Genomic DNA, 26206 nt, shown 5'->3' with positions numbered 1-26206 from the left:
CTGTGCTTGGCGTTTTTGTCATCCCTATTTTGTTTATTTTATTTCAATGGCTTCAGGAAAAAATCAGTCCTAAAAAGGAAGCCAAAGCTCTAGAAAACGCTTAATTACTATGTTTAAAAATAGTCTATATATACCTTTTTTGTTGATAATTTTACCATCATGCTTTGTGGCCAAAGATTACCAGCAGGCCAATGATCTGGTAGATGAAAGTTATTATCGAACAGATTTGCTGTCTGAAGACAGCATTACGATGGCTGATTATTCGTGGAGAGAAGTGTTTACTGACTCTGCCTTGGTTGATTATATTGAAGAAGGGCTGGCTGCCAATATTGATATAAGGACAGCATTACAGAAGGTTCTTGCAGCACAGGCTTACTACAAGCAGGGAAAATGGGGGCAATTGCCCACTTTATCTGGCACAGGTCAAGCAACTCATCAAGAATTGTCAAGAAACTCTCAATTCGGGTCCTTTTTTGATGGAGGTATCACCCAATATGAGGTTTCAGTTGGCTTTTCATGGGAAGCAGACATTTGGGGAAAAATTAGAAGCCAGCGAAGAGCTTTTGAAGCCACCTATTTGCAATCCGTTGCTGCACATCAGGCTGTCAAAACCAGGCTGATTAATGACATTGCCAATCTATATTTTAGATTGTTAGCTTTGGACGAACAATTGGAACTGACCAACGCAACTATCAACAACAGGGAACAGGCTTTGGAAACAACGGCTTCATTAAAAATTGCAGGGATAGTTACCGAGGTAGGAGTGAAGCAAACAGAAGCACAACTGTTTACCGCCAAAGCCTTGAAAGTGGATTTGCAAAGGGACTTGCATTTAACTGAAAATGCATTGGCAATATTATTGGCTAGGTCCCCTGAAGAAATTTCCAGAGGCAGCCTAGATGAGCAAAGCTTACCTGAAGAACTATCCATAGGTTTTCCGGTGCAATTATTGCGAAACCGACCGGATGTATTTGCCGCAGAATACGGGCTGATCAATGCCTTTGAATTAAGCAATGTGGCAAAGACCAATTTATATCCTTCCTTAAGTATTACAGGCACCGGAGGTATCCAGAGTTTGGAATTGGATCAATTGTTCAGTTTGAATTCTGCTTTTGCCAATATTATTTCGGGTATTACACAACCAATTTTAAATGGAAGGAAGTTAAAAACCCAGTTAGAAGTGGCCAAGACCCAACAAGAGCAGGCGTATTTAAACTTTAGAAATACCATTCTTAATGCAGAGAAAGAGGTTTCTGACGCCCTGTATAATTTTCAAGCAGCCAAGGAAAAGGAAAAGCTTTTAAAACAGGAGTTAGATGCTTACAAGGTAGCCATCGACTATTCTGAGGAACTGCTTGACAATGGTATTGGAAATTATCTGGAAGTGATTACTGCCCGAGAAAATGCATTGAATTCTGAAATCAAATTGATTAATACAAGGTATACTCAACTTGAGTCCTTGACCAACTTGTACAGGTCCCTTGGTGGGGGATGGCAGTAGTCAATAACGTCCACTTGCTGTGATGAGTTGAAGAGGCCTACTCATAGTTTTAAGTCTCCATTTTGAGAATGGATTCTTGGTTAGTCCATTGATTGTCAATCCTATTTAATTTCCCTAAAGTAGTTTGGAAGATTAATCCCTAAGCTACTTTAGGGATTGTTTTTAACAGTTTAAAAAAATATTTCTTCCATTTACTTTAAAATTAGACATCGTTGTTTTAGGCGTTGCTTTAATATTTTTCAGCGCTGGCGAAATGGACTTCTCCAATTTTTGAATGATACTATTAGACCCGGATTTTGTAATAAGATTTTTTGAAATTTCTCATGGGATGTTGGGATTGCAGGGAGTGCAAATCTTGAAGTGACTTCAATAGGTCACAGATGGTATAATGCCTATTTAGGGCAAAAATACCTCTTTCAGCTTCAGGCTACAATAAAACAAAAAAAGTTGCCACAAAACAAGGTTTGTGACAACTGTATAACAAGCATATTATAATTATTTACCCACTCTTTTAGAGGCTTGTTATGTTTTAAAAACGTCTTTTTTGACCACTAAACTCCATGGCTTCTCCTTTTCCAAATCCGTAACTTAAACCAAAAGTCACAAAACGCCCACGCATTCGGTGGCTGTATTGAGAAAAGTTGTTTTGAATGGTTTCACTTTCAAAAATTCTACTGGCAAAAGCATCCCTTACGCTCAGGTTAAGGATCACTTTTCCTTTCAATACTTTTTTTCTAACACCTATGTCTGCCATGGCGTAACCACTCATTAAACTTTGGAAAGTTTGTCTTTTTGATTGGTAATTTCCTACCATTTCTAGGGTGAAATCTGCAGGGAAGTCAATTTTTGTAGTCAGCCTTGTTGACCATTGATCGGCATTAAAATCAAAATCTGTTGATTCATAGGTACCTTCTCTGTGGAAGTAATTGTAATTAAAATCTCCATTAAATGACAACCAATCCAATGGTGTGTATTTACCGTTTACTTCCCATCCGGTGGTTTTATTGGTGCCGATATTCATGGGCATTGAGATGGCTACATCCCCTTCAAATCGAGTAACATTCTCAACGGTACTGGTGATGTATCGGTGATATAGGGAAGAGCTTAAGGAAAAGGTTTTGTGGTCAAATATACCTGTGATTTCATAGCTATCCGTCAACTCAGGAAGTAAATCCGGGTTTCCGGTTCTGATGCTATAATTGTTTCGAATATTATAATAAGGATTTAAATCAAACAATCTTGGTCTGGCGATTCTTCTGGAATATCCGGCTTGAAGGCTAAAGTTATCTCTCATTTTATAGGAGGTATGAACCGTAGGGAAAAAGTTGGTGAAATTCCTGTTGTTTTCTTGGTCGGTTTGCTCCAGCAGGGTAAACAAATCGGTGTTTTCCATCCTTAAGCCTAATTTTATGCCTGCTTTTTCCCCTTCATAAGAACCGGTACTGTAGATTCCTAAAACCTTTTGATTGTATAGAAAAGAATTGGATAAATCGGTTACAACCACCCACTGATTGTTTTCCCAGTTACTAATTGAATAATCATTGCCAACGTCAGTAATTAGGTATTGACCACCAGCTTCAAAGGTTATTTCTTCAGTAAATGGTTGTGTATAATCGGCTTTAAAAGTGTATTCTACCTGCCCAAAGTCCGTTTGAGTTTGTTGTTGGTCACTCAAAGCTTCTTCACCAAATTCTGGAGTATTGTTAAAGGAGGATTCCTGATCTTTCGAAAAGGAACTACCCAAAGCACTGACCAATAAAAAATGATCCTTATTATCAGAGAAGTCTTTTTTGTACTGCATCTCAAATTGCCATTTCGGATTGGTAGCAGAAGTCACTTCGTCCCTTTGCCAGGCAGAGGTAACCACATTGTCTGCTCCAATCGCTTGATAGTTTATTAAAGAAGTTTCTGATTCCCATTCATAAGCAAAGTTACCGGTAAGGGAAAGTACATTTTGATCATTGATGTGGTAATCTGTTCCCAAGATTATATTTAAGAATGATTCTCCCTTGTCTCTTTCTCCATAATTATTTATTTCTGTATTGGCCGTTTCATTTCTATTATAACCTTTATAATTCTCAGGAAATTTTCTTTTACCAAAACCAATTTGACTAAAGAGATTAAATTTTTCTGTTCTTTTATTTAAACTAAAGCCTAAACTATGGTTTTCCGGTACCCCTGTATTTAAAGATACAGAGCCATTAATCCCTTTCTTTTCTTCCTTCTTTAAAACGATATTGATAATACCGGAAGTACCTTCTGCGTCGTATTTTGCCGATGGATTGGTAATTACCTCAACACTTTCAATCATATCGGCTGTCAAAGTACCCAATGCACTTCCACCATCACTAGTCAAAACAGAAGGTTTGCCATTAATCATGATTTGCACACCTCCGGCACCTCTCAATTGAATCTGACCTTCGATATCCACTGTGACTGAGGGGACATTATTAAGTACTTCAAGTGCACTTGCTCCGGTACTACTCAAATCCTGGCCTACGTTAAATATTCTTTTGTCTAACCTAAACTCTGTAGAGGAGCGCTCTCCCCGGATGATTACTTCATCCATTAACTTGCTGTCTTCTTCCAACAATATTGTACCGAAATCAACTTTGCCGTTATTTATTTGATATTCCTCAATAGTTTTAGAAATAAAGCCAATGAAACTAATCTCAAGTACAAAGTCTTCCGCTTGAGTTATCAGCAACAAGCCACCGTCCGCTTTTGTAGTGGTTCCCACCAATAGATTGCCTGAGGTTTTATCCAGTAATTTAATTGTAGCAAATTCAATTGGGCTTTTGCTTTTGGAGTCCACCACTTTTCCGGATACTTCAATATCCTGTGCCAGTGAAGAAAATAATGTCACAAACAATACTGTGACAAATGTTAGTAGTCTTTTCATGAAGTTAAATATTTTCGGTTTGTAATTTGAATTTGATAATAAATCCTGAATCCTAATAATGTATTCGGTAAACGGCTCTATTTATCTGCCAAACGACATAATTTTGATTTCTAAGAAAAGCTTGTTGTTTACAGTGATATATTTGATGTTCAACCATAAAATTTGTCTCTTGGCTTACACAATTCATATATTTATACCATGAGTAGGCATCCCACAGTTCAGCACTTATCAAGAAAAGAGCTTCTTTTTCAGCTTGTTTTACATGCTTTGGTTTTCAGTTTTTATGTAATTGATAGCAATCATCCGAGCAAAGTCAATTCTTTTCATTGGTATGATGTTGTTTTTTTTCTCAATTATACCATTGCAAATCTTTGCATTAGTTACCTTTTATTACCTAAGTTTTATTACTCAAAAAAATACATAGCCTTTTTCGGTCTAACCATCATAATCCTTGCCCTGGTCATTATTATGGAAGAATTTGTGATAGAAAAATGGTATTTTCCTGACTCAAGGGGAGCAGGGTTTCCCGGTGTGATGTTTAGTTTAGGTCAAGTATTGCCGGTTATTGTAATTTTATCAGGCTTTAAATTTGCTTGGGATGCCCTTCGAAACCAAAGGAAAGTAGAAGAGTTAAAGGCCATCATTAAAGAAGGGGAATTGACTTTTTTAAAGTCCCAAATAAACCCTCATTTCCTTTTTAATAACCTGAACAATCTTTATTCGTATGCAGTTGTGAAATCTGCTAAAACTCCGGAAATTATACTTGAATTAAGTTCAGTACTTCGGTATATGCTGTATGAATGCAAAGAAACTTCAGTTCCTCTTTCGAAGGAAATAGAGCACCTGAGAAATTTTACTCGCTTGTATGAAATGCAGATAGAGGAAAGAGGGAAGGTTAGCTTTGAGGCTCCAGAACAAATTTCAGGATTTGTAATCGCTCCTTTAATATTGAATGTTTTTATAGAAAATGCATTTAAACACAGTCAATCCGGTCAATCGGAACAAATTGTGATAGACATTAGGTTGACGATAAGTGAGGGTGGAAAATTAATTTTTGTTTGTCAAAACAATTACAAGGGCGATAATGTGGATGCCAATGCCGGAAAAGGCATTGGATTAAGCAATGTTAGAAAAAGATTGGACTTGCTTTATCATGATGCGCATGAGTTGGAGATTCAGCTGACGGATTCAATGTATAAGGTAACTTTAGAAATGGTATTGAACAAAGACTGATATGAACTGTATCATAATAGAAGACCAGCCACCTGCACAAAGGATATTAAAAAAATACATAGAAGACTTGGGAAGCCTAGAGCTAAAAGGAACCTTTAGTGACCCCATTTTAGCCATGAGTTTTTTGAATACCAATGACATAGACTTGGTTTTTTTGGACATACACCTGCCAAGGTTAACAGGCTTAGAGTTTCTCAAAAGTCTCAATAAAAAGCCTTATATCATACTTACAACTGCCTATTCCGAATATGCTTTAGAAAGCTATGAGCTCGATGTGGTGGACTATTTATTGAAACCTTTTTCTTTTTTAAGGTTTGTAAAGGCAGTAGGGAAGGTTCCCATTGCAGGTTTTTCTTTGCCTAAAGAATATGTTTCTAATAGACCTGAGCAGCAAAGAAAGGAACACTTTGTCAAACTAGGTTATGATCATATTCGTATTCCTTTTCAGGATATCATATACCTTCGAGCAGATGGAGATTATTGCGACATTATTCTTCCGGAAAAAAAATACCTGTCTTCTGAACCCATGAGAAAGTGGTTGGATTTATTGGATGAACAGCAGTTTGTGCGCATTCATAAATCCTTTATTGTAAATATTTCTCAAGTAGAAAAGGTTTCCGGCAATATGATTACTTTACTTGATGGGGAAAAATTACCCATTGGCAGGGCTTTTAAAGAAGCTTTTGCTGAAAGGTTTCTCAAATAAAACTATTAATGAATAGCTTTAATTTTTATGTTTTTAAACTCAACTCCTTGTCCTTCAGCTTGTAGTCCAATGTATCCTTCTCTTAATAATTTTCCGTCTACTTTATAGGCAGGATCAAATCTTGTGGCTACACCACCTCCAATTTGTGGTTTGGTATATTGTAAAACTTCTTCACCATTTACTTTATGTATCACGAGAGAATCACTGTATACGATTAATTCTGCATGCACCCACTCATCCCATGGAAAAGTAGGAGAGCTGGAGTTTATGCAATGCCTGGGATCCATTTCTCCTTCAAAGTAAACTTCAGTACCCGGAGAGCACATGTTTCCGGTAGGTCTCGGCTTACCATCTCCGGCATCTGCCAGCATTTGATATTCTACGGATATCGGCCAGTCTTGCTCCTTCAGTATGGTTTCAGGGGCTTGAGAATGAAACATTACCCCGCTGTTTCTGTAGGTATAGCTTGGTGCGTCTTCCATCCATTGGTCAGTAAAACGATAATCGAATTTGAGATGGAAGGAAGCATAGGGTTTTTTGTAGAAAAGATGGCCATAGCGCTCATCGAAACTTTCATAGCCATCATAATTTACTTGAATTACTCCATCTACCACTCGAAAAGTATTGGCATAATTATCTCCTGATTCATGGTGCTGAAACTTTGGGGTCCAACCTTCCAGGTTTTCTCCATTGAAAATGATCTCCCATGGCTCTTCGGTTATCCCTTCAGCGGTTTTGGACTCACCTCTTTCACAAGAAGAAATAATTAATAGTAGGATGAACCATGTGAACGATGACATTATATATTTTTGTTGGTTTTTGATCAATGACCACTTCATTTTTCTTATTTTATTGAGTAAACTGTTTCAAAAACTAAGTTAAGAATTATTATTGGTTACTTTTTCAGAAACATAAAGCGGAGAAAAATCTATTTTACCTGATTTTCTGTCAAAAATGGCAGTACATAAACCAATATTACCACGCGATATCTCGTAGTTGAGGTAGCTGTTTTGGGTAAGGATTAGTTTTTTAGAATACGCAAGATTCCAGGTCATTAATCGCTCAGTCCATTCCACGAGGTTTGCTTTGCTTAATTGGTCAGGGGCCAAAAACTTTTCCTTTATCGCAGGAACCAATAGGGGACTTATGCCGGAGTCAGGATCTTCTACCAGTTTTTTTAATGAGGCTAAAATTAACTTATTGGAAGTATTTCCCATGATTAAAATCAGCCTGGCTTTCTGGTTTCTACAAGAAATTTCAATACTTTCTATCAAGTGATTGTCCAATAAATTTCCTGCCACTTTCAGAGGAATGAGATCTCCTATTCCCGTGTTCATAAGCATGTTGAGTGGTTCCCGCATATCTAGACAGTTGACCATTACCGCCAAGGGATCCACTTTAATAAAATCCTTTAACTTTTTGTTTTGGTACCTTCGGGAAACCAAATCTCCGTCGATATAGCGTTTGTTTCCTTCCTCAAGGAAGTTTAATATTTTATGGGGAGCGTTTAAATCACTTCGATCTTGGGTATCTTTTCTGTCCAAAAATATTTTTTTCTTCGCAGTAAAGTTCTCACCCATCCCCAATATAGAAAAATCGATATTGTTTTCTATGGCGAAGGTCTGCTTATAATCTTCTAATATTTCAATAATATCCGGTTCAATATAAGAAGAAAAAGAGGCATCTACGATTACCTTTGACCCCTTGGGCAAATTCCATAAAGTCCGCTTAATGGCAGGCTTATTTAAAAAAGAAACTTCATTGGAAAGCTCTAGTCGAATGGTTTTTTTCTTGCTGGAGGGGTTGGTGGCCTCAATAAAATAAGGATTGTGAAAATTGCTGCGAAGTAAGAAAAAAACGCTTATTGAAGATCCAATCAATACACCCAATAACACATCTGTAAAAAGAATGGCTATTATGGTCACCGCAAAAGGTAAAAATTGTGGCCAGCCTTTGCGGTACATTTGCCGAATCATATGGAACGAAGTGAGCTTGTATCCTACTAATAGCAATATACTGGCAAGGGAGGCTAACGGAATGAGATTGATGATATTGCTGAGAAATAACACACTAATCATCAAGAGAAAACCATGGATGAGTGTGGATAGCTTGGATTCAGCTCCTGCCTCTATATTAACTGAACTGCGCACAATTACAGAAGTAATCGGAATGCCTCCTAATAAACCTGTCAAAGTATTACCCACTCCCTGAGCAACCAATTCCTGATTGGGTGGGCTTCTTCTTTTGTGGGGATCCAGGTTGTCTGTGGCTTCTAGGTTCAATAAAGTAGCAATAGAGCCTATGATTGCAATGGTGAAAGCATAAGTCCAAACCTTACCATCATTGATAGCCGAAAAATCAGGAAATGTGAAGAGCGCGCTAAAGTGACTGATTTCAGGAATATTGACAAGATGAACCCCATCTAGGAATAACTCCGGAACAAACAACTTAAAAAATTGATTGAGGGCCACCCCAAGGATTACCACAAAAAGTGACGGAGGAAATAATTTAAGCTTTTTGAGTGGGGTGTTATCCCAAAAAATCATTGTACCCAATGAAATAACAGATAATACCAGTGCCCCGGGAGCTATGGAAGAGACAACCATTTGAACCCTTTCTTGAAAGCCTGTGAATGTATCTTGGGAATAATCTAAAAGCCTGCTATCATCAATTTCCACCCCAACGGCATAGGGCAATTGTGAAAAAACCAAAATTAAACCTATAGCAGCCAAAAGGCCTTTTATAATATTGGTAGGGATATAATCTGCTATTCCTCCAGCCTTTAAAAAGCCCAAAGCCACCTGAATTAAGCCCCCTATCATCAAGGCAAGCAAAAATACCTGAAAAGAACCTAGCAATTGGATGGCAACCAATACCACAGCGGACAAGCTTGCAGCCGGTCCGGAAACACTTGTATGAGACCTACTTAACAATCCTATAACCAAACCTCCGATCATTCCTGAGATCAGCCCTGAAATTAAAGGGGCTCCACTAGCAAGTGCTATTCCTAAACACAAAGGAAGGGCAACCAAAAAGACCACAATCCCGGAAGGGATGTCTTTTGACAGGTTTGTAAAGATTCCTTGACTTAAAGTATTCTTTTCCTTCTTATCCATTCGTTTTTAGTTGACGTTAATTAATACGATAATAGTTGAAATAAATAATAAGCATCAACAAGATTCAAGGCCAATGATGGATAAATATTTTCCCTCCAAACAAAATCCTTGAAACAAAAATAGAATAAGAATTAACAATAAATTATTCTAACTCTTAAATATTTATATCCAAGAAAAAAATTATCTTTAATCTTTAGATTTTTTTAATAGAAAGCAAATAACCCAAATAACTTATGAAATTTACGAAGCTATCCTATGCTATTTCTTTAATTCTTTTCAGTTTATTTTCTTTAAAACCAGCAATAAGCCAAACCAATCCTCCAGATTTTATTTATGGTGATATGCTTCCTGATGCTCCGGAATTGGCAGAGCGTGGAGAGTATAAGGTTGGCGTAAAGACTTTAAACTTCCTACATAAAGATCAGCCGGATGTGGCCAATTTTAAAAAGGAAGAAAAACCCATTTATGACAGGCCGCTAAAGGTTGAGGTTTGGTATCCGGCAGAAGGAGATAGTCCCACAGAAATTACTTATGAGGATTTTATTGGACTGGCAAACGACGAAAAACGTCCACTTTCTCCTTTCTCATTTAAAGGAAGAGCAGAACGAGACGCACTTCCCAAAAATGATGAAGGCGCATTCCCATTGGTAATTGTTTCTCATGGCTATGTGGGTTCCAGGTATTTGATGACCTACCTTACAGAAAACCTGGCTTCTAAAGGTTATGTGGTGGCAGCTATTCACCATACTGAGTCCACTTTTGAAGATCCGGGTAAATTTTCTAGTACGCTTTATCATCGGCCAATAGACGATTTATTTGTACTCAATGAAATGGAGAAATTGGGCAAGAAGGGGGCTGATGGCATATTGGCAGGGATGATTGATGTGGAGAATACAGCCTTAGTAGGTTATTCCATGGGTGGATATGGTGCCTTAAATGCAGCAGGCGCAGGTTTTTCATCAGGCTTTGGTGGGTTTTTTAAACAAATGACCGGAGGAAGTGACCTAATAATGGAACGAAGTATAGCTCATCCTTCTTATGCAGCGTCTGTTGATTCAAGGATTAAGGCTGTAGTGGCTTTTGCCCCATGGGGTATGGCAAGGGGAGTTTGGGATAGTGAAGGATTAGCTAATCTTAAAACTCCTGTTTTTTTCATTGCAGGTGATCAGGATGATATTTCGGGCTATGAGGATGGGATCAAGGCTATTTTTGATGGAGCTGTCAATGCTAATCGGTACTTGTTGACCTATATGAATGCCCGACACAACGTAGCACCAAACCCACCACCGGCAGAATCTTTTCAAAAGGGGATGCATCTGGATGAGTATTTGCGTTATGCAGAACCCGCTTGGGACCAAAGAAGGATAAACAATATCAACCAACATTTTGTAACAGCTTTCTTGGGGATTCACTTAAAAGGTAAGGACTATTCATCTTTTCTAGATCTAACCGAGGATTCATTGGAAGAAACTTGGAAAGGTTTTAAGCCTAGAACCTCTATAGGTCTAGCCTTGAAACATTTAGCGCCTTAAATGTGGTTAATATTTTTTATATTTAGGTTAAAATAACCGGAACATATACAATATGAAAAGTTTAAGGTGTTTTGTGATGCTTTTTTGTTTCCTAGCCTTTATGGCTTGCAATAATAATGAAGAAGAGCCCCTTCAAAATGTTGAGGTTGAGAATTATATTGCGCTATTGGTCAAGGGTGAATATACAGCAATGGATTTGCCGGATTTTACTGAAGCAGATATACCTAAACTGTTGACTTATAGAAATAAAACCGAAAAAATCACCAATTTCCCACGGAATATGATTTCTTCGTATTTTAATAAGGAATGTTCTTTGGGAATGTATGCATTATGGACCATAGAATCGATTCGTGCTGTTGCGATAGACAGCGAATATTTAATAGGAAAATTTCCTTCCCAAAATCCAGTTGTGAAAGAAAGGAGCGGTGGATTCGATCTGGTGCAAGAAGAGGATGCGCATCCCATAGTGGCTCAAGCTTATTTGGAATGGTGGCAGAATAATCAAGGTCGAAGTTTTGAAGAATTCAAGGAGGTTGACCCATTGCTTGATACAGGTTTGAGTTGGCATTAAACCTTGGATTAACGTACCTAACTTAATTTCCATACCTGCAGTACCCGAAGCCATGCTATTATTTTATAGCCCAATGGTCATTGAAACAATACTACATGTTTTGATTTTTTATTACAGGGATTGGGGCTTTCCAATTATAATTAAGTGCCTTTACGCATTAAAAAATGACTTTTTAATATTTTTCTTGAAACCCATTTAGTCTAGGTGGCGATCAGCTACAAATAATGTAAAATTTATGCTAACTTTAAATCTTGAAAATTTACCTAAAAACCCAAAATACAATTGAATAGATTAATTGGTCATTTTAACTGGATTTGGCTAATAATCAAGAGTGAAATTCAGAGTCATAAGTGTTTTAAAACTCAGAAACAGGTAAACAGAAACCTTAGCCTGAGAGGAGGAAGGTGGCAAGTATTAATTTAATACTCCTATAATTACACTATTAGCTCTGCTTATCCTTTGCTCCTTTATTTCAACTTAATGATTTGAGAAATTAAATGAACAGAAAAGTAAAAATTCTTTATATCAACTTTTTACAATTCAAAAAGAATTTTATTCAATATCCATATAGGAAATTTAATTTTATTGAGCTTTTCTTAATTTGGGTTAGCGAGAAAATGACCCGATCTCAATTTCTAGTCCTATCCGGTATATTGGTAGGCTTGAGTGCAGGATCTGCAGGGGTAATTTTGAAAGTGTTTGTTCATTATATCCAATCTTCCATTAGCACTGATGTCCCCTTTGAAGAAAGGTTACTTATATATGGGATTTTTCCATTAATAGGAATTACCTTAACAGCATTTATTGTCAAATACTTTTTTAGTGGTGATGAGGAGAAAGAGATCTCTTTCGTCCTGAAAGACATTTCAAAGAAACAGAGTAAGGTAAAAATTACCAAGATGTATTCCCAAATCCTCCAAAGTGGAATAACGGTAGGTTTTGGAGGATCTGTGGGTTTGGAGACCCCAATAGCTGTTACAGGTTCTGCCATTGGCTCCAATTATGCCCAAAGGTATCGTTTGGGCTTTAAAGAACGCACCTTATTATTGGCTGCAGGTGCAGCAGCCGGCATATCGGCGGCCTTCAATGCACCAATTGCCGGAATTATGTTTGCTTTTGAGATTATTCTTACCGGGTTGGTATTCACGGATTTTATTCCCTTAGTAATTGCGTCCATTTGTGGAAGTTTACTTTCCACCATAATTTTAAATGAAGACATACTTTTTAATTTTCAAGCGAGGGAAACATTCAACTATATCAATGTCATTTACTTCCTTGGGCTGGGGGTGCTTACAGGTTTTTATTCTAGGTATTTTTTATTGGTAGGGCAGTTCGTCCACAAGTTTTTTGAGGGCTTTAAAAAACAAATGCTTCTAAAAGCCATTTTAGGAGGCTTGATGTTGTCTGTACTTTGCGTTTTATTTCCTCCACTTTTTGGAGAGGGATACATCAATATAAGAACCATTTATCAAGGTAAAGTGGAATTACTCATAGAGGACAGCCTCTTTAGTTATTTCGGCAATTCCGAGCTAATTATTATTTTGTTCTTATCCCTTACAATTTTGCTTAAGGCCTTTGCCACTAGTATTACCCTTTATTCGGGAGGTAATGGTGGTAATTTTGCACCTTCCCTTATGGCTGGGGGACTTTTGGGTTTTGTGTTTGGTTTCTCTTTAGAATTGATGGGATTTACTGAGGTTCCCACTACCAACCTTATGTTGGTGGGGATGGCTGGGGTGATGTCTGGTGCCATGTATGCCCCTTTGACAGCTATTTTCCTTATTGCAGAATCTAGTAGCGGATATGATTTATTTATCCCTTTGATGATCGTTTCTGTTATTTCTTACCTCATTAACAGGTCCTTCTCACCGATTAACCCTTCTTTTAAAGAATTGGCTGAAAAAGGCGACATCTTTACAACCAGGCAAGATCAAAATATCCTTTCCCAAATCTCACTAAAAGACTGTATCAACCCCTCTTCAGTTCAAATTTGCACCACGGATAGCATGGAGGAGGTACTGCATAAATTCAGGAACAGTATGGCTGTAGTGGATGTCAATAACCAATTTTGGGGTTTGTTGAACAGGGAGCAACTCCGTCCTTTTCTATTGAATAAGGAATCTGCAGAAGGAACAAGCGTCAGTCAATTGGCCATTGCCCCTCCATTCATTATTTCTCCTGATGATTCGGTAATGGAGGTGACCAAGATGTTTGATGAAGCAGATGTATGGCAACTGCCCTTGCTAAATGAGGAAAGAAATTTTATAGGTTTTATTAGCAGGTCAAAAATCTTAACCAACTATCGTGCATTGTTAAGAGATTATTCTGAATAGTTTAAATTTTGAGACTTGACTCCAAAATTAGGTAACAAAAAAACCTGATCGAATGATCAGGTTTTTTTATTCACTTTAACCACTAACAACCACAAATAAAATTTGCTCGCCTGGCGGCAAACAAATAAAATTTGTTGTAGTCCGTACGGGAATCGAACCCGTGTTTCATCCGTGAAAGGGATACGTCCTAACCCCTAGACGAACGGACCATTTTGTGAGTGATGTGCTCTTTTTTCTAAATGGTGATGCAAATATAGGGTCTTTCAAGAACAAACCAAAACCCTCAAAAAAAATATTCTCAAACTACCCACAATCCTTTGAAAATAAGGCAATAAATTTATTCAATTAATTTATTTAGCCAACGGTAAACTTTATTTTAATCATTTCTGTTTTCATAATAGACCTAAAATTAAATTCAAAACCTAAAAACAATTCAATTATGGCACTTAGATTAGGAGACGTTGCTCCGGACTTTACCGCTGATTCTTCCGTAGGAGAAATTAATTTTCACGAATACCTAGGAGACAGTTGGGGGATTTTATTTTCACACCCTGCAGATTATACGCCTGTTTGTACTACTGAATTGGGTGCAGCGTCTAAATTAAAGGAAGAGTTTGACAAAAGAAATGTCAAGATGCTTGCCCTTAGTGTAGATGGAGCTGACAGCCACAGGTCTTGGATCGAAGATATTAATGAAACGCAAGATACTACTGTAAACTTCCCAATTATTGCGGATGAGGATAAAAAAGTATCTGAGCTATATGACATGATTCATCCCAACTCAAACGAAAGTTTTACTGTTCGTTCTGTTTTTATTATTGGGAATGATAAGAAAGTTAAACTAATAATTACCTACCCGGCAAGCACCGGAAGAAATTTTGCCGAATTATTAAGGGTAATTGATTCTTTACAATTGACTGCTAATTATTCTGTAGCTACTCCTGCAGATTGGAAAAGAGGTGAAGATGTGGTTGTAGCCCCTGCAATTAAAACGGAGGACATCCCTTCAAAATTCCCTAAAGGATTTAAAGAGATTAAACCTTACCTGAGAACTACACCACAACCGGATTTGTAATATTATTTAAAAGGCTGATTTAATTCAGCCTTTTTTTATTGGTTTCGCCTATAAGTAAAAGCCCTTGCTCAGATCGATATTCTACAAATATTATTGATGTTAAAAATAATGTTTTAGAATAAAGTAGTCATTCCTGTATATTGTGGGTATTTATACTAGAGGTGAGGCAATATTTCAAGGAGGGAGATTAAAATATAAATGGCTTGATCGTATATATTCACCTTACAAAATGGTAGAATTGATTAGAAACAGACTTACTTTGATTTTTTAGTTAGTAGAATGCACATCATTCAGGAAATTTCATCAACCAAATGGTATTAATGCCTATTTTAGCAGTCTTAGAATTTTAGAAAGAACAATTAGTTAATGGATAAGAAAAAAATAAGTAGCATAATTGTTGGTTCAGGGAAATATTTACCAACCCAGGTTATTTCCAATGAGTATTTTTTAACAAAAGAGTTTTACGATGCAAGTGGCCATAGATTGGTCAAAGCCAATCCGGATATTGTAGCTACCCTACAAAAAATCACAGAAATTAGGGAGAGAAGATATCTTGAAGACAATTTGATGACTTCAGATATGGCTCATTTGGCTGCTAAAGACGCCTTAGAATCATCCGGTATTACCGGAGAATCGCTTGATTATATTATCGTAGCCCATAATTTTGGGGACATATTGAAAGATAATATTCGAATTGATACCTGTCCAACCCTAGCCGCTAGGGTGAAACACAAACTAGGGATTGAAAACCCATACACTGTTGCCTATGATTTGCCTTTTGGTTGTCCGGGTTGGGTGCAAGGGATGATTCAAGCCAATTATTACCTTCAATCCGGTGATGCAAAAAGAGTGATGGTGATAGGTGCAGAAAATTTGTCAAGAATTTCTGATCCACATGACATTGATAGCATGATTTTCTCTGATGGAGCCGGGGCAGTTATTTTAGAAGCCAAAGAAGGGGACTCAAAAGAAGGGATTATCGCACACCTCACTAGATCAGACACACTTAACCATGCGCACTTGCTTAATATGGATGTGTCTTACAATCCAAATTACCCGGACAATACAAGATTTTTAAAGATGAATGGGAGGAAGCTGTATGAATATGCAATTAAAACAGTGCCGGCAACATTAAAAGAATGTCTGGATCGTGCAGGTAAGGGCATAGAAGATATTCAACATGTGTTGATTCATCAGGCAAATGCGAAGATGGACCATAATATTCTAGAACGCCTGTTTATGCTTTATAAAAAGAAGGAGATACCGGAAAACCTTATGCCTATGAGTATTCAGGAGTTGGGTAATAATTCTGTAGCTACCGTTCCTATTTTATATGATTTAATCGCGAAAGGAGAAAAAGAAGGCCATAGCTTTAACCCAGGTGATCATTCAATTTTCGCCTCTGTTGGCGCCGGAATGAATATTAATGCCATTGTATACATTCACCCTTAAGTCAAGAAACCCAAAATATGATAAATAAAATTGATGCACACCAACATTTTTGGCGGTATAACAGTGAAAGGTATGCTTGGATTGGTGATGAGATGCTTCAATTGAAGCATGATTTCCTACCGGATGATTTATTTCCTATCCTCCAAAGAAATGGGGTGGAAGGTACCGTAGCAGTACAAGCAGTTCAAGATGAAGAAGAAAACCAATTTCTTTTGAAACTGGCAGAGAAGCACCCATTTATTTTGGCCGTGGTAGGTTGGTTAGATTTGAAATCACCAAACTTGGAAACTACCCTTGACAGTTATAAAAGTCATAAAAAGTTAAAAGGATTTAGGCATGTGCTTCAGGATGAAGCTGATCCTAACTTTATCTTAAATCAAGCTTTTCAAAATGGACTAAAGTTAATTTTTAAGGCAGGGTATACCTATGATCTATTGGTATTTCCCCATCAATTGGATGGGGCTATCCAAACGGTTTCTAATTTTGAGGAGGGACGTTTTGTATTGGATCATATTGCCAAACCCCCTATCAAAGCAGGTCATATCAAGGACTGGGAAGCAAAAATCAAAGTCTTGGCAAAGATGCCTAACGTTTTTTGCAAGTTGTCCGGAATGATTACAGAAGCAGCCTGGAAAGATTGGGATGAAAAAGAGTTTTATCCATATATGGATGTAATAATGCAGTCATTTGGGGAAGATAGGGTAATGTTTGGATCAGATTGGCCGGTTTGTCAATTGGCCGGGAGCTATGAACAAGTGCTTGGTTTGGTGGAAGGCTATTTTAGTGCCTATAGTGAAGAAGCAATGCAAAAGATTTGGCGAACCAATGCCATTAATTTCTATCGACTTTAATTTTATATATATTATGAAAAGATATTGCCTTGCCCTGGATTTAAAGGATGATCCGGAAATTATTGAAAAGTATGTTGACCATCACAAAAAGGTCTCAAAAGAAATTATCTCTAGTATTAAAGATGCAGATGTTCAGGTAATGGATATTTACCTCACTGGTAATCGGCTATTTATGATAATGGAGGTAGGCGCATCTTTTTCTTTTGAAGAAAAAGCTAAAATGGACGCAAGCAACGAAAAGGTGCAGGCGTGGGAAAAATTAATGGGAACCTTTCAAAAAAGCTTACCCTGGGCCAAAAAAGAAGAGAAATGGGTACTAATGGAAAAGATATTTTCCTTGTAGAACAGTGATTTTTGATAACTTCTTCTATCTTCCAAAAATACATGGTTTTTTAATCTGATTTAAAAAAAATCTGGTACTCCAAGGCACTTGTGCAAGAATTGGGAGCATTTCACGAGGTAAATTTTACTCCATATTTCTGGTTTAATAAGTAATCCCGGATAAGCAAATTGCTTATCCGGGATAATTTCACCATTCCATTTCCCCTTTACATTCCTCTCCTTGAATTTGCTCTAGCGTGGGATTATAACCATTGTCATCAATCGTTATTTCCGGATGTGTTCCTTCATTTACTAGCTTTGATAAAGCACAGTAGTTGGTGAGATAATTATTTGATTGAATAATCATGCTTCCGGCAACAGAGACCAAGTTATCTAGTCCTTCCAATGAGTTAAAATTAATATTATCTTGAATTGTTAGGCTTCTAGTTATTTTTTTAAGATTGCTCAAACCACGAAGATTACCAAGAGAGGTATCTTTGATGTTTACACTCCTTAACTCCTCTGACACCGTAAGTCCTTCCAATTTCCTGATACCATTACTCATTAAATCTATGGAAGATGTCACGGTGCCCGTAAATCCTGTAAAATCTTCTAAATCATACAGGTTGTACAGCGTTAGGGAACTGATGGACTCTACTCCTTGAAATCCATTAAAGTCGGTAATCCTTAGACCTATAATTTCAAGATTACCTATTAGACGAACATTATTGAGCCCCTCGAATGAAGTTTGTGCTTCATTGAAAGAAACTTCCAGGCCAGAAATCTCTTGTACTTGATCTAGCCCTTTGAAATTGACTATTTTTGGATTAGAATTGATGAATACATAGCCCAATTTTTTTATTTTTTCCAATCCATGAAAATTTAATAAATTAGGATTGCTTGAAATCGTTAAATGTACTTGCTGGTTTTCAGATAAAGATAAACCCTCAAGTGTTTCCAAACTATCGTTTCCATCAATCGTTACCCATCCTTCTACAAGATTTAGGTTTTGCAATCCATGGAGGCTTTTTAGGTTTGAAGTGTTTTCAATTTTTAAACCCCCATAGACATGAGTGACCAATTCCAAAGGGCTCAGGTCTACGATAGGGTCTTGTCCATCACCTCCTTGAATAATAAGATCCCCATAAATGCCAATATGGCATCTCAATGCCCAGTTGTTTAATTCTGTTTGAGTAGTCAATACCAAATCTTCGATGAAATCACCACCCACACATTTAATTTCTGCTTCTACCATTTCAACTACCAACGGCTGCTCAACATAGGACTTTAATTGATCAAAGGTTAGGGTATCAATGAAATCATCATAGTTGAAACTTTTAAATAGTATAGCATAACTTTCGGCAATGGGAAGTGTTGCAGATTCATTAATTCCCGCAATTAGTTCTTGGGTAATGATTTCCCCGTCTGCCGTAATCTCAATTGATCCGGGCAAAAAGTCCATTAATCGCTGGTCAGTAACCATTGCCATATAGATTTTATTGGAATTAGCAGTTACAATATTTAAGTCAAATGACTGAAAACCAAAATCAGAGGGGCTATGTCCTTCTGCAGCTACCACCTGCAGAGAAAGTTCCACCTCCGCTTCCTCCTCATTTTCAGTTTCTATGGTTTCTAATTCAAATGGCAAAGGCAATGATAAATTTTGATCTTTGCTCAGTGATGAGCTTTTCTTGGGGCTTGCCTCTACGATGTCATTGTTATCATCCAGCACATAAAATGCAACCACTTGATAGGAGCCTTCCGGAAGAATGATTTTTTCTGTCAAGTAATGGTCTCCCTTGTCTTGGACTTGAATAAGCGTACTATTGTAAGCAGTAGTATCTCCACCTGATGTTTGAATAGTGATCATTGCATTACTGTAGTTCGTTACCTTAAGTTGCTTTAAGGAATTGTCTGAAACTTTGCCAATCTTTATTACAATTGTAGGTACTATTTCTTCAGAAGTAGGATTTAGGTCTTCCTTTTCATCTGGGTCTGTTATTACACTTGGCTGTTCTGCTTCTTCACAGGATATCCACCCTCCACCAAGAGAGATTAAAAGAATAAAAAGGACTGATCGGAATTTATAGGAAAAATCTCTCATGGTTTGCACTCCCCTCTACGAATATTGTCAAAACTTGGATTAAAGGCATTTCCTTGAATCTCTGTGCCAAATGGAAGGTTATTAACGAGTGTCACCTTGATATCCTTTAGCCCACAAAAATCGACAAGTGATACATTATCTTTGATAGTGATTTTCACAGGTGGTGTCCAGACATATCCCGGATAGGGATCTTCTCCTTTATAAACGAAGTAATAAAGGACTTTACCACCTTCGAAACCATTAAGATTTTCAAGTTTAGGATTATTTATAATATTGATATCTCCAAAAATTATGTCCGCAGTGGCAATTGCTGTAATATCTTTTAAAGATGTATTGTTCTCCAAATGTATTTCGCCGGTTTGTTCAGCTAAAAATAGAGGAGATAGGGTAGTAAGTTTGGGAGTGTTTAAGATAATCAAATCTTTTACTCCCTCACCTTTAGGTTGAAGTAGACCTTCCAGGTTTTCCAAATTCTCGTTATTATTTAGTTCGAGGTTCGATATATTTCTAAATCCGCCATCACCACCACCGAAAGAGATCAATGCAGGATTGTTAGTTACATAAAGTCTAGAATGGATGGTTTCAGTTTGTGTAGGAAAACTTAGATGTATTAGATTAGGATTGCTAATAATAGTTACACTTCTCAGATTGATTGCATTTTCAAACCCTTCTCCTTCCAATCCAATAAAGTGCTCCATATTTTCAATATGTAAAGATGCTATCATAGGAGCCACATGGCTAAATCCATTAAAGTCTCGGATACTAGGGTTGTTTGTTAGGTTCAAACCTGGTAATTTCTCCAAAGAAGTCAATCCATAAAATGACTCTAGAAGAGCGTTGTTTTTTACTACTAACTCTTGGGAAATGTATCGGAGGTAACTCAGTCCCTCAAATGATTGTAATTCAGGATTATTTATGATGTTTAAATTATTATCTATTTGGTCTATTGTGGCCAAAGGAGAAAGGTCTAATATGGGATCGGATGAATCCTCAGGTGTATTGCCTAGGGTTAAACTCCCCTCAATAATATCATAGCCCTTTAGGCCAAAAGAATCTAGGGCTGCTTGGGTGGACAAAGTCATATTCCCTTTGAATGTCCCACCGATATAAAACGCATCATCGCGTTTTTTTGTCATTTCAAGAATCAGAGGAAGTTGCTCAAATTTTTGTAGGCTATCGTAACTTATTTCCTTTGCTATAGGCTGGAAAGGGCCATAGGTTAGTGAAAGATCAAAATTGCCAGAGCTCTTTGGTAGAACAATCTTGTTCAATTTGCCATTAAGTTGCTGGGTCAAAATATGGTCTCTTTGGGTAACAGTTAATTCTGCTGGGATAAAGTCCAAAAAGTCATCAACCTTTTCACGCACTGCTGAAATGAAGAAATAAAAGGTCTCCCGGAAACCTTCCATACCTGGTTCATAACCGAAAGACTCCGGGTTTTTTCCAGCAGTGGAGATGATTTCAAGGCTTAAGTTTTGGGATCCGTTATCGGTCACTTCAAATGGAATAGGTAGAGGGGCTGCTAAATAATCCCCATATTCGGAGCCTTCGTTTGCAGTAGCATACATTATGTTGCCACTACTATCCGTTAAATAAAAAGCACTAAGTTGATAGCTTCCCGGGGAAAGAACAAGGTCTTCAATAAGGAGTTGATCCCCAAAACCCAATACAGGTAAAGATTTACGATCCAATACCTGTTCGGAACCATCTGCTGTGGAGATACTTAGCACAAGGTTGCTCACCCCTTGGATAGGAGTTTGCAGATTTCTACTTTGTTCATTTTCTACAAAGCTTTCTTTGACTTGAAAACTTATGCTTCCATTGGCCGATAGAGGAAGTTCATATTCTGTGGTGCAGGCTCCAAAAACGATCAAACTAAAAAGTTGAAAGTAACGGATAAATGTTTTATTAATCATTTTTGTTAAAAAGATTTATTGAACTAAAAAGTTTTTACAAACCTAAACAAATTTTTTTAAATAATGATAAATGTATTTCAAATTATTTTTATTGCATTTAAAAATTAAATTAGATTTGTTTTTTTAAATAATAGGACTAAGCATGAATAGGATTAAGTTGACGAACATCCCCGGTTTTTTTTTATTACTAAGGATGGATTAAAAAAAGAAATTGAAACCTTTTTTCTATAGTTAAAACCCATTATTTTACCCCAAAATACTAATGCATGTCACTTACTAAAAGTCAAATCTATAATTTGAGAATTCTCAAGAAAGAAATGTCATCCCAATTGATTGAAAGAGGGAAGTTACTTCTTCAAAAGGGTATGGTTTCTTTTGATTATTTTGACACTGAATTGGAAAGTTTTTATTTTTTAGTAAAAGGTAATGTTGAGCCATACTACCAAGTTTCTATAGGTTTAATGGACAATGAATGGGATGATGAGATTGGTTATTTTGTTGATGAGGCATGTGATTGTGATTGTTTTTATTTTTTGGAAAACTTGGAATGCAAACATGTCGCAGCAGCCATATTATTTTTAGAGGTCAATAATGGTGATAAAACTTTTATGGAAGGCAATAAAAATTTGTTGCCATTTGATGATTTCAATAAAAATGGGACTGGGGCAAGGGTTATACCTATAAAATTGACGTATCCTTTAGAAATCCCATGCAGTCAGCCAGAAATTAGAAATCTGGCTGAAATGATGCCAACCCTTCCGGATACAGTTGTTCAGGCGGTGTTGGAAGATGTGATTTTTTTGGAAAATGGCTACAATTACAGTGTAAACATTTATGGCCAGCTGCATGAAATTTCTGTTGAATATTTAGATGGAAAAGTCATAATTGATGGATCAAACAACAGAGGGAGTCAGGTAATACAAGGTTTGCAATGGCTTAAAAATAGGTATACAAATCCAAAACTAAAGGACCTACTTTTATTAAGTAGCTCTCAGAGAAGGCAAGCCATGGATGATTATTTACAACATTTTGGCTTACAGGAACAAATAAAAAACCCAATGGAGGCTTTAACGATTGCTTTTTCTACTGAGGGAATTATTTTGATGCCTAAAGGACCTATTAGGGGTTTTTATAATGTTGATGTGGTTTCCTCAATCATGGAAAAAAACTTGTTTAAGTCCTCCCAGTTAACAGAAGAGAAACTCAAATACATTGAGAATGAGTCTGAATGGGGTAGGTACAATGCAGCCTTTGCTTTGGTACTGGATTACAGTGGGGATTTAGAAAGTATTTTTGCCTTTATGGCAAAGGGGAGTAAAAATGACCCTAAAGCTTTGAACGTTAAATTCACACTTTTGGAAGATCCAGAGGATAAGCGTTTGGGAGACAATTTGAATTTGGAAAAGATTTTCATGGCTGTAAATAAGGTGAATAGGGCCATTAAAAAGAAAGATGTCCACTTAATACATGATCAATTTGGAGCATTTTTACAGCTTACTTCTGATTATAAACTATACTATTTTCAGGGGTATACGAAAGAATCCCAATACCCTAAAAAAAGAAATTTAAGGCATACGTTACAAGTATTGCCCACAAAATTGGTTGTTAAAATCCGCAAAGTAGGTTTGTTATTTGAAGTCCTAGTCATTCTAAAATCCGGTGAGCAAGAATATCTCCTTGAAGAATTAAATGAACAGTTGGAGAGCAATCCTATTTACGCAACCTTTTTAAATCAGTTGCTTTTTTATTTACGAAGTCCGGAAGAAATGAAAGTGCTTGAGTTTTTGAGGGATTTTCCTGTGATACAAGTTTTAGAAAGCAATTTGGATAATTTTATTAATAATATTTTATTACCAATGTCTAAAAATGTTGAAATTATAGATGAAGCAGGATTGTTTCAAGAATCCGCAGGGAAAGGGAAATTGCCAAGGGAATTGTATGTTACAGAATTGACCGGCTTGGTAATTTTCCGGCCTTCAGTCAAATATGGTGAAAATGCCTTTTCCAATCCTTTGGAAGGTAATTCCATTTTAGATCCTGACACCAAGACACTTTATCTCCGAGATGAAGACGTAGAAGATGAATACCTTGCTTTTCTGCGAGATTTGCATCCTAGTTTTAAAAGAGGAGGAGGGCAAGGTTTTTTTCATTTGACACATGAAGCCTTTATGGACAAGCTTTGGTTCATGAAGGCCTTTGAATTGCTTAAGAAAAATGGGGTGAGGGTGCTTGGACTGGAGAATATAAAAATCAAAAAATACTCTCCATTTCCTCCTGAAATCAGCATGGAATATGGCTCCTCCCAAGACTGGTTTGAAGTCAATGCTCAGGTGGCTTTTGGTAATAACAAGGTGAAGCTGAAAGACATTAAACGGGCCTTGGAAAAGGATAATAATTTTGTTGAGTTGGCAGATGGTACAATTGGTATTTTGCCTGAAGAATGGATAAAAAAATTCAATCGTCTTTTCCGTACGGGAGAGACAGATAAAGAGGAGATTAAAATAGCCAAAACCCAATTTAACCTTCTCGATGACCTTCCAGAATTGACGAGCTTTCCAGAAGTATTACAAGAAATTGAAGAGAAAAAAGAAAGGTTGAAAGCCTTTACCGAAATTCAACAAACATCCATTCCCAAGCAGTTGAAAGCTTCTTTAAGAAATTATCAGCATGTTGGGCTAAATTGGCTAAATTTTCTACAGGAATATGGATGGGGAGGAATCTTGGCAGATGATATGGGATTAGGGAAAACCTTGCAACTTATTGCCATGATTTGCAAAATGGTGGAAAAAACACAGAAACGTGTACTTGTCATAGTTCCTACAACACTGTTATTTAATTGGAAGAGTGAGCTTGAAAAATTCGCGCCACATATCGATTACTTTATCCATCACGGTGATCGTTATGATAAGGTGGAAGAACTTAGTAAGCATCAGTTGGTTTTGACCAGTTATGGGTTGGTAATTAATGATTTAGATCTATTAAAGCAGATCGAATTTGATGCCATTATAGCAGATGAGTCACAAGCCATAAAAAATGTCAATTCGCAGCGATATAAGGCCATCACAAAATTAAAAGGAAAATTCAAAGTAGCACTTACCGGTACTCCGATTGAAAATGGGCTAGGGGAGTTGTATGCGCAGATGAATTTTGTCAATCCAGGATTTTTTCAAAATTTTAAGGGTTTTACAAACAATTTTCTTCTACCATTGAAAAAAGGTAATGCTGAGATTTTATCTGAACTTCAGCGAAAGATTCAACCTTTTATACTTCGAAGGACCAAAAAAGAGGTGCTGACCGAGTTGCCTGAAAAGACCGAAGAATACTTGTTTTGTGAGATGGATGCTGTACAAAGGAAGATATATGACGCCTACCGAAATGAATACCGGGACTATCTTCTTAAAAAATTTGAAGAGGAAGGGGCAGCATCTTCCAAAATGTTTGTTCTAGAAGGGCTTACCCGGTTAAGACAGGTCTGCGATTCCACCGCCCTTGTTCCCAACAACGGAGGCCAATTTGCTTCTGCCAAAATAGACACTTTGCTTGAACATATTACAGAGAAAACCGGCAATCATAAAATATTGGTGTTTAGTCAGTTTGTGAAGATGTTGGATATCGTTCAGGAGAAGCTAAAGGAAAACGAAATTGAATATACTTATTTGGATGGTAAGACAAGCCTAAAAGAACGTGAAGCACGCGTCAATCAGTTTCAAAATAATGAAGCCAAGCGGGTGTTTTTGATAAGTTTGAAAGCGGGTGGCACAGGTTTAAACCTAACTGCTGCTGATTATGTTTACATTCTAGACCCTTGGTGGAATCCTGCAGTAGAAAACCAGGCCATAGACAGGTGTTACCGCATGGGGCAGGAAAAACACGTAATTGCCTACCGCATGGTTTGTACCAATACAATAGAAGAGAAAATAATGTTGCTTCAGCAGGCCAAAACAAAAATGGCAAAGGAGGTGATTGCAGAAGGTGATAGCTTCCTTGGATCGTTAGATGGAGACGGAATGTTGGCCTTGTTTGATTGATTGTCTATTGTAAAGGAATTGATATGTTTTAACAACCTTGTGATGTGCTTTTTGAGCTGAAATAATTTGTAGGATGCTGGGATTCTCAATTAGGGATTCGGTAAATAATTTAAAATGTTTGGAAGATGGAAGATATTTGGATAAAAAAATGGAATGAAAGGTATGGCGAAGAAGATTATGCCTATGGAGAAAAACCCAATGTGTTCTTTGAGGAAAAAATCGAAGCATTAAAAGCGGGTAAAATACTATTACCGGCTGAAGGGGAAGGGAGAAATGCGGTTTTTGCAGCCAAAATCGGTTGGTCTGTTTTTGCCTTCGATCAAAGTGAGGAAGGAAAGAAAAAAGCCTTGAAATTGGCCAATAAGAATGGAGTGACCATAGACTATCAAGTAGGAGACTTAGGGGCTGTAAATTTCCCTCAAGAAGAGTTTGATGTGATTGGACTTATCTATGCTCATTTTCCGGCTAATCTCAAATCAGTATATCATAAAAATTTGGATAAATATTTAAAAAAAGGGGGTCAAATTATTTTTGAAGCTTTTAGTAAAAATAATTTGGCCTATAG

General features: G+C 37.1%; 17 protein-coding genes and 1 tRNA gene. 12 read left to right on the top strand and 6 right to left on the bottom strand.

Annotated elements, in window-relative coordinates; all coding sequences use genetic code 11:
• Window positions 1-142: 142 nt before the first annotated feature.
• Window positions 143-1501: an efflux transporter outer membrane subunit gene (locus AAC037_RS01430; RefSeq protein WP_339901084.1), complete on the top strand. Its 1359-nt coding sequence runs from the start codon at window positions 143-145 to the stop codon at window positions 1499-1501.
• A gap of 529 nt (window positions 1502-2030) precedes the next feature.
• Here the strand turns inward: AAC037_RS01430 and AAC037_RS01425 are convergent.
• A complete protein-coding gene (locus AAC037_RS01425; RefSeq protein WP_339901082.1) occupies window positions 2031-4403 on the bottom strand; it encodes an outer membrane beta-barrel family protein in 2373 nt (790 codons plus the stop codon).
• 198 nt (window positions 4404-4601) lie between these two features.
• Here AAC037_RS01425 and AAC037_RS01420 point away from each other — a divergent pair, with 198 nt between their 5' ends.
• Together AAC037_RS01420 and AAC037_RS01415 are read left to right on the top strand one after the other, a co-directional pair.
• Window positions 4602-5636 carry a histidine kinase gene (locus AAC037_RS01420; RefSeq protein ID WP_339901080.1) on the top strand — a complete coding sequence of 345 codons (1035 nt, stop codon included), beginning with the start codon at window positions 4602-4604 and terminating at the stop codon, window positions 5634-5636.
• A 1-nt stretch (window position 5637) separates the two neighbouring features.
• The gene (locus tag AAC037_RS01415) at window positions 5638-6342 is read left to right on the top strand and encodes a LytTR family DNA-binding domain-containing protein (protein ID WP_339901079.1); all 705 of its coding nucleotides are present in this window, start codon (window positions 5638-5640) and stop codon (window positions 6340-6342) included.
• 5 nt (window positions 6343-6347) lie between these two features.
• Here AAC037_RS01415 and AAC037_RS01410 read toward each other — a convergent pair whose 3' ends face one another.
• On the bottom strand, window positions 6348-7142 hold the full coding sequence (locus AAC037_RS01410) for a DUF1080 domain-containing protein (RefSeq protein WP_339901077.1): 795 nt from the start codon (window positions 7140-7142) through the stop codon (window positions 6348-6350).
• A gap of 78 nt (window positions 7143-7220) precedes the next feature.
• A complete protein-coding gene (locus tag AAC037_RS01405; RefSeq protein ID WP_339901076.1) occupies window positions 7221-9458 on the bottom strand; it encodes a SulP family inorganic anion transporter in 2238 nt (745 codons plus the stop codon).
• 233 nt (window positions 9459-9691) lie between these two features.
• On the opposite strand from AAC037_RS01405, the gene AAC037_RS01400 reads away from it, so the two are divergent.
• The 3 genes from AAC037_RS01400 (at window position 9692) to AAC037_RS01390 (ending at window position 13894) form a co-directional block, all read left to right on the top strand.
• Window positions 9692-10990 carry a dienelactone hydrolase gene (locus tag AAC037_RS01400; protein WP_339901074.1) on the top strand — a complete coding sequence of 433 codons (1299 nt, stop codon included), beginning with the start codon at window positions 9692-9694 and terminating at the stop codon, window positions 10988-10990.
• A 100-nt stretch (window positions 10991-11090) separates the two neighbouring features.
• Complete coding sequence (locus tag AAC037_RS01395) at window positions 11091-11561, top strand: DUF4943 family protein (RefSeq protein ID WP_339901072.1); 471 nt, start codon at window positions 11091-11093, stop codon at window positions 11559-11561.
• Window positions 11562-12178: 617 nt separating this feature from the next.
• Window positions 12179-13894 (top strand): chloride channel protein, encoded by a 1716-nt coding sequence (locus AAC037_RS01390; RefSeq protein WP_339901070.1) that lies wholly within the window; start codon window positions 12179-12181, stop codon window positions 13892-13894.
• A gap of 137 nt (window positions 13895-14031) precedes the next feature.
• Here the strand turns inward: AAC037_RS01390 and AAC037_RS01385 are convergent.
• Window positions 14032-14103, bottom strand: a tRNA-Glu gene (locus tag AAC037_RS01385).
• A gap of 230 nt (window positions 14104-14333) precedes the next feature.
• Here AAC037_RS01385 and AAC037_RS01380 point away from each other — a divergent pair.
• The 4 genes from AAC037_RS01380 to AAC037_RS01365 all read left to right on the top strand — a co-directional run bounded on the left by AAC037_RS01380 (window position 14334) and on the right by AAC037_RS01365 (window position 17615).
• Window positions 14334-14969 (top strand): peroxiredoxin, encoded by a 636-nt coding sequence (locus AAC037_RS01380; protein ID WP_339901068.1) that lies wholly within the window; start codon window positions 14334-14336, stop codon window positions 14967-14969.
• A 366-nt stretch (window positions 14970-15335) separates the two neighbouring features.
• Complete coding sequence (locus tag AAC037_RS01375; protein WP_339901067.1) at window positions 15336-16421, top strand: ketoacyl-ACP synthase III; 1086 nt, start codon at window positions 15336-15338, stop codon at window positions 16419-16421.
• 17 nt (window positions 16422-16438) lie between these two features.
• Window positions 16439-17272: an amidohydrolase family protein gene (locus tag AAC037_RS01370; protein WP_339901065.1), complete on the top strand. Its 834-nt coding sequence runs from the start codon at window positions 16439-16441 to the stop codon at window positions 17270-17272.
• A gap of 13 nt (window positions 17273-17285) precedes the next feature.
• A complete protein-coding gene (locus AAC037_RS01365; RefSeq protein WP_339901064.1) occupies window positions 17286-17615 on the top strand; it encodes an L-rhamnose mutarotase in 330 nt (109 codons plus the stop codon).
• A 186-nt stretch (window positions 17616-17801) separates the two neighbouring features.
• Here the strand turns inward: AAC037_RS01365 and AAC037_RS01360 are convergent, their stop codons facing one another.
• Window positions 17802-19697, bottom strand: coding sequence for a hypothetical protein (locus AAC037_RS01360; protein ID WP_339901062.1), 1896 nt, complete (start codon window positions 19695-19697; stop codon window positions 17802-17804).
• Window positions 19694-21613: a hypothetical protein gene (locus AAC037_RS01355; protein ID WP_339901060.1), complete on the bottom strand. Its 1920-nt coding sequence runs from the start codon at window positions 21611-21613 to the stop codon at window positions 19694-19696. Before AAC037_RS01355 ends, AAC037_RS01360 begins: the two co-directional genes overlap by 4 nt.
• A gap of 266 nt (window positions 21614-21879) precedes the next feature.
• Between AAC037_RS01355 and AAC037_RS01350 the strand changes: the two genes are divergently transcribed.
• Window positions 21880-25641, top strand: coding sequence for an SNF2-related protein (locus AAC037_RS01350; RefSeq protein ID WP_339901058.1), 3762 nt, complete (start codon window positions 21880-21882; stop codon window positions 25639-25641).
• A 125-nt stretch (window positions 25642-25766) separates the two neighbouring features.
• Window positions 25767-26206 (top strand): class I SAM-dependent methyltransferase (locus AAC037_RS01345; RefSeq protein WP_339901057.1); only part of this gene is annotated, 440 nt, incomplete at its 3' end.

The organism is uncultured Cyclobacterium sp., from assembly GCF_963976465.1.
Lineage (GTDB): Bacteria > Bacteroidota > Bacteroidia > Cytophagales > Cyclobacteriaceae > Cyclobacterium.
This window is presented reverse-complemented; position numbering and strand designations above follow the sequence as displayed.

What these genes read in the sequence shown, in the direction of transcription:
- AAC037_RS01425 (WP_339901082.1), bottom strand. Translation starts at nt 4,403, where the DNA reads ATGAAAAGACTACTAACATTTGTCACAGTATTGTTTGTGACATTATTT.
- AAC037_RS01420 (WP_339901080.1), top strand. Translation starts at nt 4,602, where the DNA reads ATGAGTAGGCATCCCACAGTTCAGCACTTATCAAGAAAAGAGCTTCTT.
- AAC037_RS01415 (WP_339901079.1), top strand. Translation starts at nt 5,638, where the DNA reads ATGAACTGTATCATAATAGAAGACCAGCCACCTGCACAAAGGATATTA.
- AAC037_RS01410 (WP_339901077.1), bottom strand. Translation starts at nt 7,142, where the DNA reads ATGTCATCGTTCACATGGTTCATCCTACTATTAATTATTTCTTCTTGT.
- AAC037_RS01405 (WP_339901076.1), bottom strand. Translation starts at nt 9,458, where the DNA reads ATGGATAAGAAGGAAAAGAATACTTTAAGTCAAGGAATCTTTACAAAC.
- AAC037_RS01400 (WP_339901074.1), top strand. Translation starts at nt 9,692, where the DNA reads ATGAAATTTACGAAGCTATCCTATGCTATTTCTTTAATTCTTTTCAGT.
- AAC037_RS01395 (WP_339901072.1), top strand. Translation starts at nt 11,091, where the DNA reads ATGGCTTGCAATAATAATGAAGAAGAGCCCCTTCAAAATGTTGAGGTT.
- AAC037_RS01390 (WP_339901070.1), top strand. Translation starts at nt 12,179, where the DNA reads ATGACCCGATCTCAATTTCTAGTCCTATCCGGTATATTGGTAGGCTTG.
- AAC037_RS01380 (WP_339901068.1), top strand. Translation starts at nt 14,334, where the DNA reads ATGGCACTTAGATTAGGAGACGTTGCTCCGGACTTTACCGCTGATTCT.
- AAC037_RS01375 (WP_339901067.1), top strand. Translation starts at nt 15,336, where the DNA reads ATGGATAAGAAAAAAATAAGTAGCATAATTGTTGGTTCAGGGAAATAT.
- AAC037_RS01370 (WP_339901065.1), top strand. Translation starts at nt 16,439, where the DNA reads ATGATAAATAAAATTGATGCACACCAACATTTTTGGCGGTATAACAGT.
- AAC037_RS01365 (WP_339901064.1), top strand. Translation starts at nt 17,286, where the DNA reads ATGAAAAGATATTGCCTTGCCCTGGATTTAAAGGATGATCCGGAAATT.
- AAC037_RS01360 (WP_339901062.1), bottom strand. Translation starts at nt 19,697, where the DNA reads ATGAGAGATTTTTCCTATAAATTCCGATCAGTCCTTTTTATTCTTTTA.
- AAC037_RS01355 (WP_339901060.1), bottom strand. Translation starts at nt 21,613, where the DNA reads ATGATTAATAAAACATTTATCCGTTACTTTCAACTTTTTAGTTTGATC.
- AAC037_RS01350 (WP_339901058.1), top strand. Translation starts at nt 21,880, where the DNA reads ATGTCACTTACTAAAAGTCAAATCTATAATTTGAGAATTCTCAAGAAA.